This window comes from Dyadobacter sp. CY261 (assembly GCF_021440085.1).
Classification (GTDB): domain Bacteria; phylum Bacteroidota; class Bacteroidia; order Cytophagales; family Spirosomataceae; genus Dyadobacter.
Map to the genome: position 1 here is coordinate 1135459 of NZ_JAKCPW010000001.1, position 19432 is coordinate 1154890.

General features: G+C 50.3%; 12 protein-coding genes. All 12 read left to right on the forward strand.

From position 1 onward, the window contains the following. Positions 1-2: 2 nt before the first annotated feature. The 12 genes from LZD49_RS04550 to LZD49_RS04605 all read left to right on the forward strand — a co-directional run bounded on the left by LZD49_RS04550 (position 3) and on the right by LZD49_RS04605 (position 19375). On the forward strand, positions 3-1445 hold the full coding sequence (locus tag LZD49_RS04550) for a RagB/SusD family nutrient uptake outer membrane protein (RefSeq protein ID WP_234666135.1): 1443 nt from the start codon (positions 3-5) through the stop codon (positions 1443-1445). Between the two features lie 80 nt (positions 1446-1525). Further along, positions 1526-2797, forward strand: a complete 1272-nt coding sequence (locus LZD49_RS04555) for a polysaccharide pyruvyl transferase family protein (protein WP_234666136.1) — start codon at positions 1526-1528, stop codon at positions 2795-2797. Next, complete coding sequence (locus LZD49_RS04560; RefSeq protein ID WP_409021294.1) at positions 2794-4023, forward strand: MFS transporter; 1230 nt, start codon at positions 2794-2796, stop codon at positions 4021-4023. The genes LZD49_RS04555 and LZD49_RS04560 overlap by 4 nt, the downstream gene beginning before the upstream one ends. A 365-nt stretch (positions 4024-4388) precedes the next feature. Then, positions 4389-5075 (forward strand): RNA polymerase sigma-70 factor, encoded by a 687-nt coding sequence (locus LZD49_RS04565; RefSeq protein WP_234666137.1) that lies wholly within the window; start codon positions 4389-4391, stop codon positions 5073-5075. A gap of 16 nt (positions 5076-5091) precedes the next feature. Beyond that, complete coding sequence (locus tag LZD49_RS04570) at positions 5092-6102, forward strand: FecR domain-containing protein (protein ID WP_234666138.1); 1011 nt, start codon at positions 5092-5094, stop codon at positions 6100-6102. A 12-nt stretch (positions 6103-6114) separates the two neighbouring features. Then, positions 6115-9573 carry a SusC/RagA family TonB-linked outer membrane protein gene (locus LZD49_RS04575; protein WP_234666139.1) on the forward strand — a complete coding sequence of 1153 codons (3459 nt, stop codon included), beginning with the start codon at positions 6115-6117 and terminating at the stop codon, positions 9571-9573. A gap of 12 nt (positions 9574-9585) precedes the next feature. Beyond that, positions 9586-11379 carry a RagB/SusD family nutrient uptake outer membrane protein gene (locus LZD49_RS04580; protein ID WP_234666140.1) on the forward strand — a complete coding sequence of 598 codons (1794 nt, stop codon included), beginning with the start codon at positions 9586-9588 and terminating at the stop codon, positions 11377-11379. A 27-nt stretch (positions 11380-11406) separates the two neighbouring features. Continuing rightward, the gene (locus LZD49_RS04585) at positions 11407-14007 is read left to right on the forward strand and encodes a glycosyl hydrolase-related protein (RefSeq protein ID WP_234666141.1); all 2601 of its coding nucleotides are present in this window, start codon (positions 11407-11409) and stop codon (positions 14005-14007) included. Positions 14008-14018: 11 nt separating this feature from the next. Further along, positions 14019-14936 carry an ROK family protein gene (locus tag LZD49_RS04590; RefSeq protein ID WP_234666142.1) on the forward strand — a complete coding sequence of 306 codons (918 nt, stop codon included), beginning with the start codon at positions 14019-14021 and terminating at the stop codon, positions 14934-14936. Beyond that, positions 14933-15853, forward strand: coding sequence for a DMT family transporter (locus tag LZD49_RS04595; RefSeq protein WP_234666143.1), 921 nt, complete (start codon positions 14933-14935; stop codon positions 15851-15853). The genes LZD49_RS04590 and LZD49_RS04595 overlap by 4 nt, the downstream gene beginning before the upstream one ends. Further along, on the forward strand, positions 15813-16754 hold the full coding sequence (locus LZD49_RS04600) for an SIS domain-containing protein (protein ID WP_234666144.1): 942 nt from the start codon (positions 15813-15815) through the stop codon (positions 16752-16754). Before LZD49_RS04595 ends, LZD49_RS04600 begins: the two co-directional genes overlap by 41 nt. Before the next feature lie 26 nt (positions 16755-16780). Beyond that, positions 16781-19375, forward strand: a complete 2595-nt coding sequence (locus LZD49_RS04605; protein ID WP_234666145.1) for a glycosyl hydrolase-related protein — start codon at positions 16781-16783, stop codon at positions 19373-19375. Positions 19376-19432: the final 57 nt, after the last annotated feature.

Genomic DNA, 19432 nt, shown 5'->3' on the forward strand with positions numbered 1-19432 from the left:
ATATGAAAAAGTACCTCATTGCAGTCCTTTCTTTGCTGACTCTGTCTTGCGAAGAGCAGCTCGACCTGGGTCCGGTTGCGAACCTGACCGATGTGACCTTCTTTAAAACCGCCGAAGATGCCGAAGCGGCCTTGGGTGCGGCTTATGCAGTGATGAACGCACCGATCGATCAAAGTCTTGATATGACCTCGACCGATGACGCCATTCCATTTTTGACCGGGGCGGCTGACAGGCCCTTGTTGTGGCGCTATAACCTGGTGTCCACCAACACGATCATTAGTTCATTTGCGCCTGCTTATATCGCTATTAACCGGTCCAATATTGTGATAAACCGCTTGAAGGACATCCCTATGGACGAGGGATTGAAAAGCCGTTATATCGCTGAGGCGAAGGTTTTGCGGGCATTACACTATTTCAACCTCGTGCGACTATACGGAGATGTTCCTCTGGTCACCAGCGAAACCGTTTCTCTTGACGGACTTAATGTAGAACGGGATCCCATGGAGAAGGTTTACGAGCAAATAGAAGCTGACTTAAAAGAAGCGGAGGCTGTGCTGCCAAAGACCTATCCTGTGTCCGAATCGGGGAGGATGACGCAAGGGGCTGCCAAGGGAATGCTGGCAAAGGTGTACCTGACCCGCGCCGGATCGACCAATGGTTCTCCTTATTGGGCGCAAGCAGTTGCAAAAGCAAAAGAAGTAATCGACTCAGGTGTATATGATTTGTATGAAAATTTTAGTGATGCTTTTGCTTTAACCGCACGTGGCGGAAAGGAAAATATCATCGAAATACAATATCTCACCGATATAAGAGGGCACAACCTAGGCAGGGGATTTGGTGTGCGGTCGGCACCCATTTACCCGGGCGGTGGGGCTGGTATTGCGCGGCCCACGGCCAGCCTTTTCAACGCCTATTCTGCCGCAGACAAGCGCAAAGCCGTCACTTTCCTTACATCGTTTGTATTCAATGGAGCGACGACAAACCTCTCGATTGATAACCCAGACCCCACAAAGGCTGTTGCTTTTCAAAAATTGTGGGACAAAACAGCGAAGACCAATCCGGGAGAGGGTACCAGTGTCCCTATTCTCCGTTATGCGGACGTGTTACTGATGTATGCAGAAGCCCTCAATGAAGTCAGTAGTGCCCCGACACCCGAGGCATATGCGGCATTAAACAAAGTGAGACAGCGCGCAGGGCTGGATAAGTTGACCGGCCTGACCTACCAGGCATTCAAAGAAGCGGTGTGGCTCGAACGCAGATTAGAACTGGTTTTTGAAGGCAGCCGGCGATTTGATCTGGTGCGTACCGGACGGCTGCTGGACGCCGTTAAAGCTGAAACCAGCTTTGGCCGCAATCCTACGATCCAGCCATTCCATGTATTGTTGCCGATTCCCCAAAGTGATCGGGATTCCAATCCAAAACTGACCCAAAATCCGGGATACTGAAATCATTAATTATACGAACTGAAAGAGCTCAACGGACGATGGCTGCTGGCAGCCATCTCCTTAAAATACAAGAAATTCATATGAATCGCAGACATTTTATCAATCAGGCCGGTTTGCTTGCAGCTGGCTCAATGCTTACTCCATTGCTTGCCAAGGCCGCCCGGAAAGCCAATCCAACTATTTTGCTGGTATCAGGCTGGCAGGATGTGAACATCGGTGATATTGGTCATACGCCAGGGCTGCTGCATGTATTGGAGACTTATATGCCGCAGTCAACGATTATACTTTGGAAAAGAAGCAATGGAGCAGAAGTCAAGAAACTGCTTAACGACAATTTTCCAAAGGTGAAAATCATTTATGGTGGCGTCACAAAGGAAAAAGATGTGGAGAACCCCGAAATTACCGAGGCATTTGCGAAGGCAGACGTGATGATCCACGGCTCGGGCCCGCTGCTGGTGGGGGCCGATAACCTGGCGAGCTGGATGAAGCATACCAGCAAGCCTTTCGGTATTTATGGGGCCACGCTCGAAAATCCGAGCCCTTACCATCAGGAAATTTTAAAGAAAGCCTCCTTCATCTTTACACGGGAAACCAAGTCTATCGACCATTTGAAAAAGGTAGGAATTGAAGGCGAACACGTGAAGTTTGCCCCGGATGCGACGTTTTTTATCCATATCCGGAATGACCAGAAAGCTGCTGCTTTCTTAAAGGAAAATGGATTGGAGGACAGAAAGTTTATCTGCGCCGTGCCGCGCCTGCGTTATACGCCATATCATAAGTTCAATGCGAACAACAATGGGTGGAGCGCCGAAAAGATTAAGCAGGTAGAAGAGACCAACGAAAAGTACAAGGAAATAGATCATGCCAAGCTTCGGCAAGCCATGATTGCCTGGGTGCGTGAGACGGGCAATAAGGTGCTGGTCTGTCCTGAAATGACCTACGAGGTAGAAATTATGGATGAGCTGCTCATCGACCCGCTGCCTGCTGACGTCAAGCCGTTTGTGGTGAAACGTGGATACTGGCTACCTGATGAGGCAGCATCGGTTTATGCCAAAGCGCATACCGTGCTGAGCCTGGAATGCCATTCACCGATTATTGCCGCCGCAAATGGTACACCATGCTTTTACCTGCGTCAACCCGAAGACACGATCAAGGGCCAGATGTATTATGATCTGGGCTTTGATGACTGGGTTTTTGAAATAGACGACACCACAGCAGAGCAGGTGACCCAGCGATTGCGGGGAGTTTGGAAGGACTATGGCAAGGCAAAAGCCCAACTCAAAAAAAATATGGATAAGGTTGCAGGTATTTATCAGGACCGCACCAGGCTTGTAGCAAAAGTGACGGGATGATGCCTAAAACGAATTTACAACACCTTTTCAGCGTGCCGGTTATCGTGGCTGCGCTGGGTTATTTTGTCGATATTTATGATCTATTACTTTTTGGTATTGTAAGGATTCCGAGTCTGAACGACCTTGGGTTAAGTAAATCCGAGGTCTCAGAGGTAGGGGCAGCAATCCTGAACTGGCAGATGACGGGCCTGCTGCTCGGAGGCATTCTTTGGGGAGTCTTGGGTGATAAAAAAGGCCGCCTGACCGTGCTGTTTGGTTCTATCCTGACTTACTCGCTGGCCAATATCGCATGCGGATTTGTCCAGGGCCCTGTTGCGTATAAACTCCTGCGTTTTATTGCCGGTATTGGCCTGGCAGGAGAACTAGGCGCGGGCATTACGCTGGTTTCGGAAATTCTACCCAGCAAACTGCGCGCCATTGGCACATCACTGGTAGCAGGCATTGGCTTGCTTGGAGCTGTATTTGCCTACTTTACGGCCGAATGGTTTGATTGGCGCACGGCGTACCTGGTTGGAGGCGGGATGGGTATTGGCCTGCTACTTTTACGGGTAGGTGTATTTGAATCAGGTGTTTTTCAGAATCTGAAAGAACATCAGCATATCCGGAAAGGCAATTTTTTCTCCTTGTTTACCAATGCGGATCGGCTTGGACGCTATCTGCGATGTATTGGAATAGGACTGCCTACCTGGTTTGTGATAGGCATTCTGGCCACTTTCAGCAATGAATTTGGTGACGCTCTTGGCATTCAGCCAGCCATCCAGCCCGGACTTTCGATCATGTGGTGCTACGTTGGTCTGTCGGCCGGCGATATTGCGAGCGGGTTCATCAGCCAGTGGCTCGGTTCGCGGCGAAAGGCCGTATTGCTACTGATGCTGTTGACCCTTTTTGCGAGTGCATTTTATTTATTCGGTGGCTTGCAAACTGTTAACATGCATTACGGAACGATGTTGCTTCTGGGTTTTGGAATTGGCTATTGGGCCATGTTTGTAACCATCGGGGCCGAGCAGTTCGGTACTAACCTGAGAGCGACCGCGGCTACGACGATCCCCAACATGGTCAGGGGAATGGTTGTTCTGATGACCACTTCCTTTGGATTCTTTAAAGGCCTTTTTTCCGTAACGGGAGCAGGCGCAGCGGTGGGCGTAATCTGTTTTGTCATCGGGATATATTCTGTGCTCAGCAGTCGCGAGACGCATGGAAAAGACCTGGATTTTTTTGAATACTAGCATTGGGCGTTGAGGTGAAAGTCACGTCTCTATCCGTCAATCATGTCATCTTCTTTTACGCATGGCCGGCTTAGTGTAAGCCGGCCTGCGGTGTTTGCGTCCCCGGCTGATTTGCCGGTAATTTCCAACTGCAGCTGTTAGATCACCTGGCGGGCAGGTGCTGATCATGGACGTTTAAAAAATATCAACGCAGCAGACGGGAAAAATGCCTGAATGGCCCGTTTAAGGGGAAAAATGCAATAATACATCCGCCGTGCTCTGGCCAAGCACGAACAATTTGAAAGGGACATAAGTGTTTTGCCTTCGCCAAACGTCTCTGTTTAAAGCACTCAAAAAGTCTCTTATCAACTTCTCACTGCACAGGTATGGGTCAGGTTAAACAGTTGTATTTTCAACCGGGAGGCGAGCCGCCTGCCGGGCCGGTGGCCATGGATGATGACAGCAAGAAAGAGCTTGCTTCCAGGAACTCGGATCCGGAACTATTGATCAGGCGCGCGTTTGCCGGCGACCAGGCCCTTGGTATGTCGATTCTGTTTCAGCAATATTATCAGCCCCTTTGCAGCCACGCCGTCAGGTTTGTTTCATCAAAGCAAATCGCCGAAGATATCGTTTCAGACCTTTTCTACGAATTTCACTCCCGACAACTGTTTCAGACTATCGAAGTTTCGTATCGCGCATTTCTGTACACTGCCGTACGCAACCGGGCTTTTGATTACGTACGACAGGAAATGGGACGAAGCGCTTCGCTGGACCGCGCGGAATGGCTACCCATGCGTGCCGACCAGCAGCCCGACACGATTGCCCAGTATGAAGAATTGTACCACGATGTAGAGAAGGCGATCCATGCCATGCCGGTCAAACGCAGACAGGTTTATCTGATGCACCGGTTCGAAGGCAAAAGGTATGCGGAGATTGCCGCAGAGCTGAACTTGTCGACCAGGACTGTCGAAGTACACATGTACCGTGCGATTCACCACGTCCGCGAATGGGTGAAAAGAAGGTGGCCGTTATTGGTAATCTTCCTGGCCTGGCAGGCATTGGGTGGCTTCTGACATAAATCAACAAACCATGAAAACACAAATCACACAGGAATTGCTGTTCAGCTATTTTTCCGGACAGGTTTCACCAATTCAACGACAGATCGTCGACCAATGGGCAAAGGACCCCGAGCACCGGGAGCAGTTCTACGAATGGCTGCACGCCTGGGAAAGCTATCAGCCCCAATACCTCACCGATGTGGAACAGGCGATGGCGCGTCACGCCCAGCGTATGTCCGAAGCGATGGCGCCCGGGCGCGGCGTCTTACGCGCAAGAAGCAGCTCGCCGACAAGGATTTTCTCGCAATTACCCTGGAAAGCCGCCGCCGCAATTGTTTTAATGACGCTACTGGCATGGCAGTCGCGAAACAGGATCCTTAACAAAACTTATCACACACATTATGGCGAAACACGGCAGGTTGCCTTGCCGGATGGTAGCTCCGTTACATTAAATGCTAACTCGTCGATTGCAGTCCCGCGGTTTGGGTTTATTGCCGCCCGGCGTGAGGTCATACTGCATGGCGAAGCGGTTTTTTCTGTCAAGCACACCTGGGATCACAAACCCTTTGTGGTCAAGACGGATCAAAACTTTGAGGTGCTTGTGCTCGGGACGGAGTTCGCCGTTTACAACCGGGGCGTCGGTGGAAAAGTGGTCTTGAACCGGGGCAAGGTCCAGCTTCGCTACAAAGAGGGGCCTACCTCCAAAGCAATCATGATGAAGCCTGGTGAACTGGTGAAATTCGACAGCCGCGGTAGCGCCCTGTTACAAAAGGTTCGTAACCCGGAAAGTCTGTCGGCCTGGCGCGACAACCGGTTTGTTTTTGAGAACACCAGCCTTACGGAGATTTCACTGCTTTTTAAGGATACCTACGGACTCGACCTGGTAATCCCTGACCCAGAACTGGGCAAGTGGACCGTATCAGGATCATTTACCGCTCACAATGCGGATGAACTGCTGGAAATCCTCATGGATGCATCATCGCTGACCTATATCCGCTCGGGCAACCGCATTCAGGTTAATTCTCCCACTTACTCCTATTAAACACCAAGTATTATGAAAAGTCGACTACCAATGCTTCTCTTCGCGCTCTTGTCGTGTGTCGTGCCTGCGGCTATGGCCCAGGGCCTTGCGTTTGTCCAGACCACCGCAAAGCAGCCAGACATTTCCAAACCGGCGGAGAAACCGCTCAAAGATTTGATCCAATCCCTCAAAGAACACTATAAAACAGACATCATTTTCCTGGATCAGCTTGTTGAAGGCCGTACCGCACCTGCCCAGGCAGTGGAATGGAGCGCATCGCTGGAAAACAATCTGAACCGGATCCTAAAACCATTTGGCCTGGAACCCAAAAAAACGCGCAATGGCGGCTACATTATTACAAAGAAAAAATTCGTCAAAGAGATCAGCTACCAGGTCCAACGCCTTACTCAGCCCAATGCGTCGGTATCGATAGCCCGGCAGCAGTCGTACGTGTTGAAGCAAGATCCGCTTGCCAGCGTTCAGGTTCGACAGATGATGGTCCGGGGTAGGGTGGCCGATGCCGAAAAGAATGAGTCGCTGCCAGGCGTCAGTGTAGTGATCAAGGGCTCACAGCAGGGAACCATCACCGATACGGAAGGCAACTACGCTCTGGAAGTTCCCTTAGGCACCGAGACACTCGTGTTTAGCTTCGTTGGGTATATCGCGCAAGAAATTGAGATCAACAAACGTACACAGCTGGACGTTAGTTTAAAGGTCGACCAGAAATCGCTCGAAGAAGTGCTGGTGGTTGGTTACGGCACCCAGGAACGGGCCACCATCACGGGTTCTATCGTTTCAGTGAAAGGTTCAGAAATCGTGAAAACGCCCGCTGTCAATGTCAGTAATGCGCTGGTGGGAAGATTACCGGGCGTCACTGCTGTGCAGCGTAGCGGAGAACCAGGCAGGGACGGTTCGGAAATCAGGATACGCGGCACCAATTCGCTCGGAAACAATAACCCGCTGGTCATTGTCGACGGCATACCTGGCCGTTCTCTGGACCGGATTGACCCCAACACCATTGAAAGTCTGACGGTCTTAAAAGACGCCTCGGCAGCGATATATGGATCACAGGCAGCGAATGGCGTGATTTTGATTACTACCAAACGGGGGAAAGTCGGTAAGCCTGAAATCAGTTTCAATTACAGCGATGGATTTAACCAGCCTACAAGACTACCAAAAATGGCCAGTTCGAGTGAGTATGCTACGATGCTCAACGAAATAGACGTTTACAACAACCGTCAGCAGCGGTACAGTGCTGATGAAATCCAGAAATTCAGGGATGGTTCCGACCCGTGGGGACATCCGAATACCGATTGGTTTAAAGCAGTATTAAAACCTCGTTCAAGGCAAAACAACCTCAATGCGACCGTGACAGGAGGCACCGAAAAGATTCGTTATTTCATGAACCTCGGGTCTAAATTTCAGGACGGTTACTATTATAAAAGCTCAACCAAATACAGGCAATTCGATTTTCGAAGTAACATCGACGGCACTATTTCCGATCACATCAGCGTGCGATTTGACGTGTCGGGCCGGATCGAAAACCGAAATTTGCCCACGCAGGGGAGTGGTAATATTTTCTCCGGATTGATGCGCTCTGATCCAGGGAAACATGCTTATTGGCCAGACGGTACACCCGGCCCCGACGTGGAGCAGGGCAATAACCCGGCCGTTACCAGCACCGATGCTACCGGCTATGACAGGGACAAGCAGTATGTTTTTAACAGTAACCTGCGGGTTGACGTCAAGATCCCGTTCGTTACCGGCCTGGCATTCAGCGGGAACGCCAGTTTTGATAAGACCTTCCGCTTTCGCAAAAACTGGCAAACACCCTGGTACTTGTATTCGTGGGATGGAAGTACCTACGATGCTAATGGCAAGCCGCTGCTGGTCAGGGGAAAGAAAGGTTTTGACGACCCGCGGCTGCAACAATGGGCTGAGGATAACCAGAATGTGCTGCTCAACGGTATTTTGACCTATGGAAAAAATATTGGAAAACACGCCATTAAGGTCATGGCGGGGATCGAATCGCGGGAAGGGCAGGGTAACAGCTTCTCTGCATTCAGACGCTATTTTGTCTCTACCAGTCTGGATCAGCTCTTCGCCGGCGGAGATATCAACAAGGATAATACCGGCTCCGCCTACGAGAACGCTCGTCTGAACTATTTCGGAAGAGTTAATTACAACCTTTCCGAAAAGCTGCTGCTGGAATTTGTCTGGCGATACGATGGATCATATATTTTTCCGAAAAGTGGCAGATATGGCTTCTTTCCCGGAATATCAGCAGGTTACCGTCTATCCGAGGAGCCATTCTGGAAAAACAACGTATCGTGGGCTAACGATCTGAAAGTAAGGGCCTCCTGGGGCCAGACCGGCAATGACCGCATAGACGAGTGGCAGTACCTGTCCTCATACGGCTACAATTCCACCACCTACGTGCTTGGCGTCACGCAGGAAAATAAGTTGCTCCGTGAAACCCGGATCCCCAATGAAAACGTCACCTGGGAAGTTGCCAATCAGGCTAATATCGGATTTGAGGCCGGCATGTTCAAAAACAAGCTTTACGTCGAATTTGACTACTTCAATAACAAACGCTCGCAGATCCTGTGGCAGCGCAATGCCTCCGTTCCCTCATCCACCGGCCTGACCTTGCCACGGGAAAACATTGGAAAGGTCAGCAATTCCGGATTTGAGTTCAATGTTGGTTACCGAAGCCAGATTCAGAAATTCAAATACAATGTGTCTTTTAATGGAAGCTATTCCAGAAACAAGATCACTTTTTGGGATGAATCTCCCGGACGGCCCGAGTGGCAGCAGTCCACCGGAAAGCCGATCCCGAGCAATCCTGCTTTCCCCGACAATGACCTTTATTATCAAGCCATCGGCATATTCAAAAATCAGGCAGGAGTGGACGCTTACCCGCACTGGACGGGGGCCAGGCCTGGTGATGTGATTTTCAAAGACGTAAACGATGACGGGGTAATCAACGGCAATGACCGTGTGAGACATGATAAGACTAATATTCCAAGATTTACTGCAGGCACCAACCTGGACCTTTCCTACGGTCCTTTTGACCTGACCATTTTAATCCAGGGCGCCACTGGGGCTATCCGTTATATTGATACTTATTCTGGCGATAGTGGAAACTTTTTACAGGATTTTTACAACAACCGCTGGACTGAGGCCAACCCTGATTCAAAAGAGCCGCGTGCATTTAATCGCTCTCAGGAATACTGGCGTACCCAGGGTAACACGCAATTTATCAGAAACACCGACTATGTGCGGCTTAAAACCGTGCAGCTGGCCTACAATGTCCCGTCCAGGCTGTTGAACAAGGTGCGGATGAGTTCGCTGAGATTTTTCGTCAGCGGCTATAACCTGCTGACTTACTCACCGGATCTGAGAGATTTCGATCCCGAATCGGATAACAGCACAGGTTCCAGCTATCCGGTTCAGCGTGTATTGAATGGTGGTGTTTCCTTCACATTTTAATGGTCCCAGAACATGAAAAAGACTTTATATGCCTTGGCTCTGATAATGACATTGCTCCCTTTCAGCAGCTGTAATGATGATTTTTTGGACAAAAAACCGCTTAATGAATACAGTGGTGATGCAGTCTGGAATGATCTGGCGTTGATGCAGACATTTGTCAACAATATCTACAATAATCTGCCGCACGGCTTCACCGAGCTGATGATGGCCTCCCTTTCCGATGAATCGATCCTGACTTTTGACGGTGGCAGCAGCAACGTGACCAAGTCGCTCATTACGCCCAGTGATTACTCGGTTTTTGATCCCAATTTCGGCCTGAGCGGGGTGCATCCGCGTGCCTGGAAAATGTCATGGGATTGGGTTTACAAGAGTGTCAGGGCCTGTAACTTGTTTTTGCAGGAAGCGGAAAAGCATACGTATGACAATGAGGCGTTGAAAAAAAGGCTCACAGGCGAAGTCCTGTTTCTTCGGGCCTATCATTACCATAATCTGCTGCTGATGTATGGAGGCGTGCCCATCATTACGAAGGCATATGGCCTCAATGAAGATCCGCTTGTGCCGAGAAACTCCTTTGAGGAGAGCATCCGGTTTATAGCCGACGACTGTGATAAGGCAGCCGGACTACTGCCCGATACTCATGCAGGTGCTGATAAAGGCCGTGCGACAAAAGGCGCCGCGCTCGCACTGAAAGCAAGGGTGCTCCTGTATGCGGCCAGCGACCTTTATCACAGTCAGTCCAGCTGGGCAGGCAGCTACGCGCATCCTGAGTTTATCGGCTATGTAGGCGGAAACCGCGCCGAAAGGTGGCAAAAAGCAAAGAATGCTGCCAAAGCTGTTATAGATCTGAATGTATATGATCTTTACAAGAAGGAGCCCGGCGCTTCGGATGATGTCGCGAAGAACTATGAGCAGATTTTCCTTTCGAAAGAAACCAGCGAGGATATTTTCGTGCGGTTCTTTGTTCAAAATTCCGGCGAAGGATACAATCCGGGCCGCTACAACAATCCGAACGGCTACTTTGGCTATGGTGGCAATACGCCGACCAGTCAATTTGTCGACGAATTTCAGATGAAAGACGGCAGCGCCTTCGACTGGAATAACCCGGTCCACAAAGCCGATCCTTATGTGAACAGAGAACCGCGTTTTTATGCCAACATTCTCTTCGAGGGCGCCAAGTGGCAAACCCGCCAGACAGGCGCACAAACGCTCGACCCTGTTGGAGTAATCCAGGTGGGCTATTATCAGCAAGCGGACGGTTCATTTCTTGGCGGGCTTGACACACGCAACAGCTCCTTTGCGGCAAAAGAAGACGGTACCTATACCGGCTATTATTTACGAAAGTTCATTGACCCGACGGTCAATACACAATTTTTGAAGCAGGATCTCCCCTGGCGGTTTATCCGCTATACCGAAGTGCTGCTCAGCTATGCAGAAGCTTGTAGTGAGCTGGGTGAAACCGCGGAAGCTCAGAAATACGTCAATATCGTGCGTCGCCGGGCAGGTTTACCTCCTATCAGCTCCTCAGGTGCGGCGCTACGCGAAGACCTCAGGCACGAGCGGAAGATAGAGTTGATGTATGAAGACCAGCGCTACTTTGACATTCGCCGCTGGATGATCGCTCCGAAGGTATTTTCGACGAATGTGCAGGGCGTAGATATCCGGTACAAAAAAGGGAAAAGCAAACCGGAATATTCTTTTGTCAGCGTCCGGGACCGCGCTTGGAGTGATAGGGCCTATTTTCTTCCCATTAAGCTCGATGAGATCAACAGGAATTCGCTATTAATCCAAAATCCGCTTTATAATTAACTGGTGGGAGGTCAAAACAACAGATTCGTGAAATATTTCAGACTGCAATTTTTATTTCTTCTCGCAAGCGTTGCCGTCCAGGGACAGCCCGTAAAAAGGCTGTACCTGGCCAATGACGACCACACTGACTACATGTGGACGGCCGACGAGGCGACCTATGACAGTGCCTTCGTTCATATGCTGGATTACCATCTGGACCAGATCGATTCAACCCGCAACAACCCGCCAGACTTTCAGGCGCGGTTCAATTGCGATGGCAGTTACTGGATCAGGGCTTATCAGAAATACAGGTCGGCCGCGCAGTTTGGCAGACTCATTGCTGCGATCAGATCGGGTCATATCGGAAGCCCGCTCAACACGCTTGTAAGCACTTACGGTGCCCAACCGACGGAAGCCGTGATCCGGGGTATGTACTACGCCGGTCAACTGGAACGAGCGTTCAAATTACGGTTCACATTGGCCGAAGCCATGGAAAATAATACCATCCCGCTCGGATTGAGCTCCCTTTGGGCGGGATCGGGCGCCAAATACAGCTGGAAAGGGATAGGAGGCTACGGTAGCCAAATGACCTACGAAAGCCGTGAAAACCGCCGGCACCAGCTTTACCATTTCACTGGACCCGATTCAAGCAGCGTGCTTATGAAGTGGTATAACTTTACTGAAAACAATAAAAGGATATCATTTGGCGGCTATGCAGAATGCAGGTTGGCAATCAAGTCTGACGATAAATTGGGTGACCTTAAACGCCTGATCGGTCATTTGGATGCATTGTGTGATACTATTTCTCCTACTTCCAGGTACCCTTACAACGTAGCCGGGGCATTTGGCTACGGGCACGACGACCTGGATAATTTCACCAGCAAGCCCTTCCTGGACGCGGCACGCAGTGAAACCACCGCTAACCGTAAAGTGCGTTTGTCGAATGAAATTGATTTTTTTGAGGATATATCAAAAACGTATCCTAATATCCCGTCAGAGTCGGTCAGTTACGGAAATGAATGGGACCTGTACTGCGCATCGATGAACGAGACGACGGCAAGGGTACGCCGATCGGTTGAAAAATTGCGGGCGGCCGAGGCGCTTTCCTCACTGGTAGCTTTGAACAAACCAGCTCTTTTCGCTGATCTGGAGCCTGCTAAAAACCTCGCCTGGCAATCACTTGGCATGTACTGGGAACATAACTGGACGGCTGATGGGCCTGTCAGGCAGCCCGTGCGCGCCGACTGGCAAATCAAGGTCCAGCAACAGCTTTCGTCGTACACCGACTCCTTGTATAACCGGTCTGTTTCAAATTTGGGCCATCAGATCAAGAAAGGTCGCAATCAGCGGTTTTACGTCTTCAATCCATTGAACTGGACACGGGACGACATCGCTGATTTTGAGTACGCGGGTTCCGAAAAAGTAATAGTTAACGATCTGGCTCTCCGTAAAGAAGTCATTAGCCAGCTAGTGTGGCGGGGAAATAAAAAGTACCTGCGTATCAAGGCGGAGGGCATTCCCTCGGTAGGGTATAAGGTTTATGAAATCAGGCCAGGCACACCAAAGCCGGCGCCGGATGCGGTGAAAGTCAGTGGCGAATACATCAGCAATTCAAGGTACCGCTTGCGCCTGAGCCGGTCGGGGGCTATTACTGAGTTGTATGATAGCCTGGCTGGTGGCAGGCAGCTGGTTCGAAAGACGGACAACCGCTACCTGAACGATTTGGGCAGCTCAGATAAGCGGCAAGGAAACCCATTGATGATTGAAAACGCCGGGCCCGTTTCGGTTACAGTGAAGGCGGTGTCCAATGATCCTGTTCCGCACACCGTTCGGTTGACCCTATTCAAGGACAGTCCGCGTATTGACATACAGGATAGCATTCAGGTCAACTTCAAAGATGTGAAGACTTGGGCGTTTTCATTTGATCTGAATAATCAAACCACCCGCCATGAAGAGCTTGGTGCCGTTTTGACTGCCAAACTCGAAACCAGGCAAGGCCACTATGCATCTCAAAATGCAAGACTGGACTGGCAAACTTTCAACCACTTTGCCGATATGAGCGAAAAGGACTACGGCGTGACGCTTTCCAATGTCGATTGCAGCTTTTTTAAGTTAGGTAAAAGCACCGTCGATTCATTACACGAAACTTCCTCCCAACTCAGCGCACTGGCAGGCGGCAGGGTCGATACCAAGCGGGAAGACAAGGGTGTGCTGGGCATTGCCAACCAGCACGGTGAGCGTGGTTTTTTATACCAATTCGCGTTATCGACCCATCAGGAAGGATTTGATGCATTGCAGGCAATGCGTTTTGCCCTCGAACATCAAAACCCGCTGGTAACAGGCCTGGTGACTGGCGCGACATCACTTTATCCCGAAACGGTTTACAGTCTTCTCCGGACCGATGATCCCGGCTTGCTGCTGTGGAGTATTAAGCCCAGCGAGGAAGGTATTCAGAGCGGGCTTGTGACGCGCTTCTGGAATATAAATCCCATTGCTGCCGAATCCACGATTGCATTTGACAAGCAAATCAGGAGCGCCTGGCAAACCAGCCATATTGAGACAGACCAACAAAAGCTAGATCCTAAAAACGGCAGTTTGCCGACCCGGTTCCGACCCCACCAAATTCAGACATTCCGGGTAACCTTTTAATATCAAACACATTGAAAACAGCTGCAATAGGGATTGACATCGGAGGCACCCGTACCAAAATGGGACTTGTGAACCTTCACACGGGCGAAGTGTTACGGATGCTTGTATTTGATACCAAGAAGAAGTCTGCCAGCGCTTTCGAAACAAGCCTTCATGACAACATCAATATCCTGGCCGGTGAGCTTCCGGCAGGGCTGCAACTTGCCGGTGTCGGCATCGGTGTTTCAGGGTTTGTTTTTGAGAACGGAACAGTGGACTCGACCTACGGGTTTCTCGAATTCATGGAAGATTACCCCCTGGCTGCAATCATAGAAAAAAAGCATCAAATATTTTGCCGTATCGATAACGATGCCCGGTTGGTGGCACTGGGCGAGGCCGTTTATGGAATCGGCAAAGATTATGAGCGCGTGCTGATGCTCACGCTTGGTACAGGTGTGGGAGTGGGGGGGGTCGTCGGGCAGGCGCTCGACGGCAGGTTACCCTTCGCCCATATGGCCGGGCATATGAAAGTCGCCACCAGCGATGTGACCTGCTATTGCGGCAAAACCGGATGCCTGGAAGCGCTTGTTTCCGCCAGTGGCATCACCGCGCTTGCCGCCAGGGTGTATGATCAGCAAAACTTGTCTGAATCGCCTGGGGATTGTGAACAAATATTCAACGCTGCGCTGGCAGGACACAAGCCGGCAGTTGATATCATCAACCAGGTAACCGCCTACCTGCGATCAGGCATTGCCAACTACATCAATATATATGCTCCGGATGTCATCATTCTGGGTGGGGGCGTTGCAAAAGGATTGAAGAACAGGCTGGCCTCCCTGCATGAGCCCGGATTACTTGGCCCCTACAAAGGCTACCATACAAAAATTGTGCTGTCTGAGCTCGAAGAGCAGGCTGGTATACTGGGCGCCGCATTACTTTTCAAACCATGACAGAAAAAAACAATAACTGGATCTTTTATTCCATTGCAGCAGCGCTTTGCTGGGGCGTATGGGGTGTGGTGGCAAAGCTCATTTCCGAAAATGTGAATCCCTACACGAATCATTTTCTGTTCACAGCAGGTATGCTGGCGACCATCCCCGTGATCTTTAGAAAATTGAAAAAGCAGGAAGCAAACCGTAAAGGGATTCTCTGGGGGTTACTTTCGGGCGTGTTTGCGGTGATCGGTAACGTCGCAGTTTTTAAGTCATTCACCAGCGGAGGGCTTGCAGCGATCGTCATTCCGGTGACAAACCTTTACCCGCTGGTAACGATCATGTTTGCACTGATTTTTTTCAAGGAAAAACTCAACTGGGTCAACGCAGCCGGCATTCTGCTGGCGATTCCGGCGGTAGTACTTTTATCGGGCCAGTCGATGCTCTTTGAAAATCCGGCCCTGTTTTTCAGGCAATTCGGGCTGGATCCCTGGATGTTTTATTCAATGGTCGCCTTGTTCTTTTGGGGCATTTTCAGCGCGACACAAAAGATCACGACCAACTACATTTCAGCCGAATGGGCCTATGGTGCCTTTATTGTCAGTTCGGTAGTACTTTCAATGCTCTTTGTTATGGGCGGCCAGGTCGATTTTTCTTTTACCCAACAAACCTTCTGGCTCGGGTCGCTTGCCGGGACCTTGAATGGTCTGGGCGTACTGTGCAGTTTTGCGGCCTACCGGGCCGAAGGTAAAGCTTCGCAGGTGACTACAATCGCTGGTGCTTTGCAACCGGTTTTTACGATTCTTTTAGCCATATTATTCTTAGCCGAATCGGTTTCCTATGTGGAATTCACCGGCATCGGCGTGGCCATAGTGGCCGCCTTACTATTGTCCCATGAAACCAAAGTACAACGCGATGAATCCCATGCTTTCTGAAATTCTGGAAATTCCACAAAAGGCTCTTCAACTCTTGACAAAGCCCGTTGCTGAGATGCCTTTGCATGTCAAATACCTTGGAATGGGCTCATCCTATTTTGCCCCTCTGGCATTCAAATACATGGGCTTCCCCGTTGAACCCGAGATGGCATCGGAGTATTATCATTACCTCTCCGGTGCCCAAAAACAGCCTTTGGCAGTCATTCTCTCACAGTCTGGCAAGAGCAGCGAAGCCCTGTGGTGCAGTCGGCTTTTTGAGCGGTACATCGCCATCACCAACTATGCCGAAAATGCATTGGCGCAGGCAGAAAATGTAGAGCGTGTGGCTGAGATCGGCGCCGGTCCGGAGCAATATTCGTCTTCTAAAACCTATATCAATACCCTGCTGGTCCTTTTCAGGGGACTTGGCCTTGATCCGTCCGCGGCCGTACAGGTGCTGGCGGCTAAAATGGCGCATTATCAACAGCAGGGGAAATCAATGGCCGACGAGATTCATGACAAGCTTACCAGCGGCCATATTCATGGAATCTATATCACCGGCAGCGGCCCGAACATCGCAACGGCGTTTCAGGCTGCGTTGATTTTGAGTGAAAGTACAAAGCTCAATTTCAATGGCCTGCCGATGGCACAATACGATCACGGCCCGAAGGAAACGGCCAAAGACAGCATTGTCATCCAGATTATGGCCAAAGGCAATGCTTATGAAAGGACTGCAAAGCTCAGCGAGACGATCCGCCGGGCAGGCGCTTTCGTGCTGACCGTTGAAGAAGCGGAGACAGAAGAGAATTTTTCTGTGCTGCACAACATTGTGCCCTTCAATTTTGTGGCCTATTACCTGGCAGAGAAGCTGGGCGTTGGCGAGACATTTACAGTTGGCGGCAAGGTTACAGAAGTTCAATAGTTTACCATTTCTCTCCGGACCCGAACATGAAAATCTATTTACTTAGTACCATTATGCTGCTGTTTATTGGTCAGGGTCACGGCCAGCAAGCGCCCAAGCGGCTTTACATCGCCAACGACGATCACACCGACTACATGTGGACAGGGGACGAAGCGCAATACGATTCGGCATTTGTACACATGCTGGATTATTATCTGGACCAGATCCATTCTACTAAAAACGAGGCGCAAGACTATCAGGCGAGGTTTAACTGTGATGGTAGTTTTTGGGTAAAGGCATATCAAAAATACCGCTCGCCATCACAATTTGACCGGCTGGTAAGGGCCATCCGCTCCCGGCATATCAGTGTACCGCTCAACTCCCTGGTTAGCACTTATGGCGCACAGCCGACCGAAGCCGTCATCCGCGGGATGTTCGATGCAGGCAAGATGGAGCGAAGCTTTGGAGTCCGTTTTCCGTTGGCCGTTTGTATGGAAAACCAGACGATGCCACTCGGATTGAGTACTTTGTGGGCAGGCTCGGGGGCGAAATTTAGCTGGAAAGGGATTTGTGGATGCGCCAGCAGAATGTCCAAAAGCAGTTTTACAGGCAGAAAACACCAGCTATACAAATATAACGGCCTGGATGGGAGTGGAGTGATCATGAAATGGTATGATCTGACGGGAAGCAATACTTCGCTGGGCGGATATGCCGAAACCCGGTTAGATCAAAAGCCCAAAAGTGTGGATAATGAGCTGCGGCAGAGCATCAAGCTACTGTCTGCAATGGTTGATTCGGCAGGAAAGAAAAAATACCCGTTCGACGTGGCTGGTGCATTTGGTTATGGCTGGGACGATCTGAGTTCTTTCGTCTCACCCCAGTTTATCAATGCGGCAAAAAGCAGCACAACTGCCCGGATAAAAGTACGGGTTTCCAACGAGGAAGATTTTTTTGAGGACATAGCCAAACATTATCCTAAACTCCCTTCGGAATCGCTGAGCTACGGCAACGAATGGGACACGTATAGCGTTTCGATGAACGAAACGACGGCACGTGTCAGGCGAGCCACCGAGAAATTGCGGACCGCCGAAGCGCTGGCTTCCATTGTTTCATTACGCGACAGAAACTTTGGCCAAAATCTGGATAAGGTCAGAAATGCAGCCTGGGAGGCGTTTGGCCTTTATTGGGAGCATGACTGGACCGCCGACGGCCCGGTTTCGCAAAAGCAGCGGGCCCAGTGGCAGATCAAAATGCAGCAGCGCATTACAGCTTATTCAGACTCTCTTTTTCAACAGGCAAGCGATGCACTCGGCAAGCAGCTAAGGCAAACAGCCAACTCCCGTTTTTATGTGTTTAATCCCCTGAACTGGGCCCGAAATGACGTTGCCGATCTTCAATATGATGGAGCATTCCCCGCTAGGGTTATTGACCTTCAAACGAATGGAGAAGTGCCTAGTCAATTGGTTTTAAAAGGCGGTAGAAAGTATCTGCGCATCCGGGCCGAAAATGTGCCATCTGTTGGTTATAAGGTATTTGAGATCAGACAAGGAGCAGGAAAGCGGTTTCCGGCAGCAGCCACGCTTTCGGGGGATTATCTTGCTAATGCGCATTATCGAATCCGTTTGCGAAAGTCAGGTGTCATTACCGAGTTGATTGACAGTCTTGCGGCCAGCCGACAGTTGGTAAAAGTCATTAACGGGAAATATCTGAACGATCTGGGGACGACGGCTATCGATGAAGGTAATCCACTGGTCATTGAAAACGCAGGGCCGGTTTCAGTAACGTGGAAGGCAGTTTCCGGCAACCCAATCCCTCACACGGTGCGAGTGACTTTGTTCAAAGATAGCCCAAGAATCGAGATTGAAGACAGCATTCAGGCTAATTATAAAGACCTTAAAACCTGGGCTTTTTCCTTTGCTTTGAAGCAGCCCACCACGCGGCATGAAGAGCTGGGGTCGGTATTGACTGCCAAAACGGACAAAAATGGCGGCCACTATGCAAGCCAGAATGCCCGTTACGACTGGCTGACCTTCAATCATTTTGCCGATATGAGCGAAAGCGGCTACGGGGTGAGTTTATCCAATGTAGATTGCAGCTTTTTTAAACTGGGCAACAGTACCCCCGATTCCCTGGATGCGGCCTCTTCGCAGCTTAATGCGCTGGCCGGCGGGCGTACCGATGCGCTCAAAGACACGGCCATGTTGGGCATACCGGATCAGTTCGGACAGAAGGATTTTCTCTACCAATTTGCTTTACAGACGCATCAGCAGGATTTCGATGCACTTGCAGCCATGAAGTTTTCAATGGAGCACCAAAACCCATTAACGGCGGCAGCTGTTACAGGACCGGGTTCGCAAAGTGAGCAAGTCGCCTTTTCACTGCTCTCAAATGATCATCCCGGCTTGCTGCTGTGGAGCATTAAACCGGCAGAAGGAGGCATCACAAATGGGCTGATCACACGGTTTTGGAACATGGAAAACAGACCGGCCAATACCCATATTACGCTTCGGGCGCCGGTAAAAGAGATCTGGCAAACCACGCATATTGAAACCAATGAAAAGAAGCTGTTACCGGCAGGTGGCGGGTTGAAAACACAGTTCAACCAGCATGAATTGAGGACATTCCGGTGGTCGCTGAAATAGGTGATAATATTTCCATAAAAATTGCAGTATCTGTTGGTCTCTTTTGCCATCCATTGA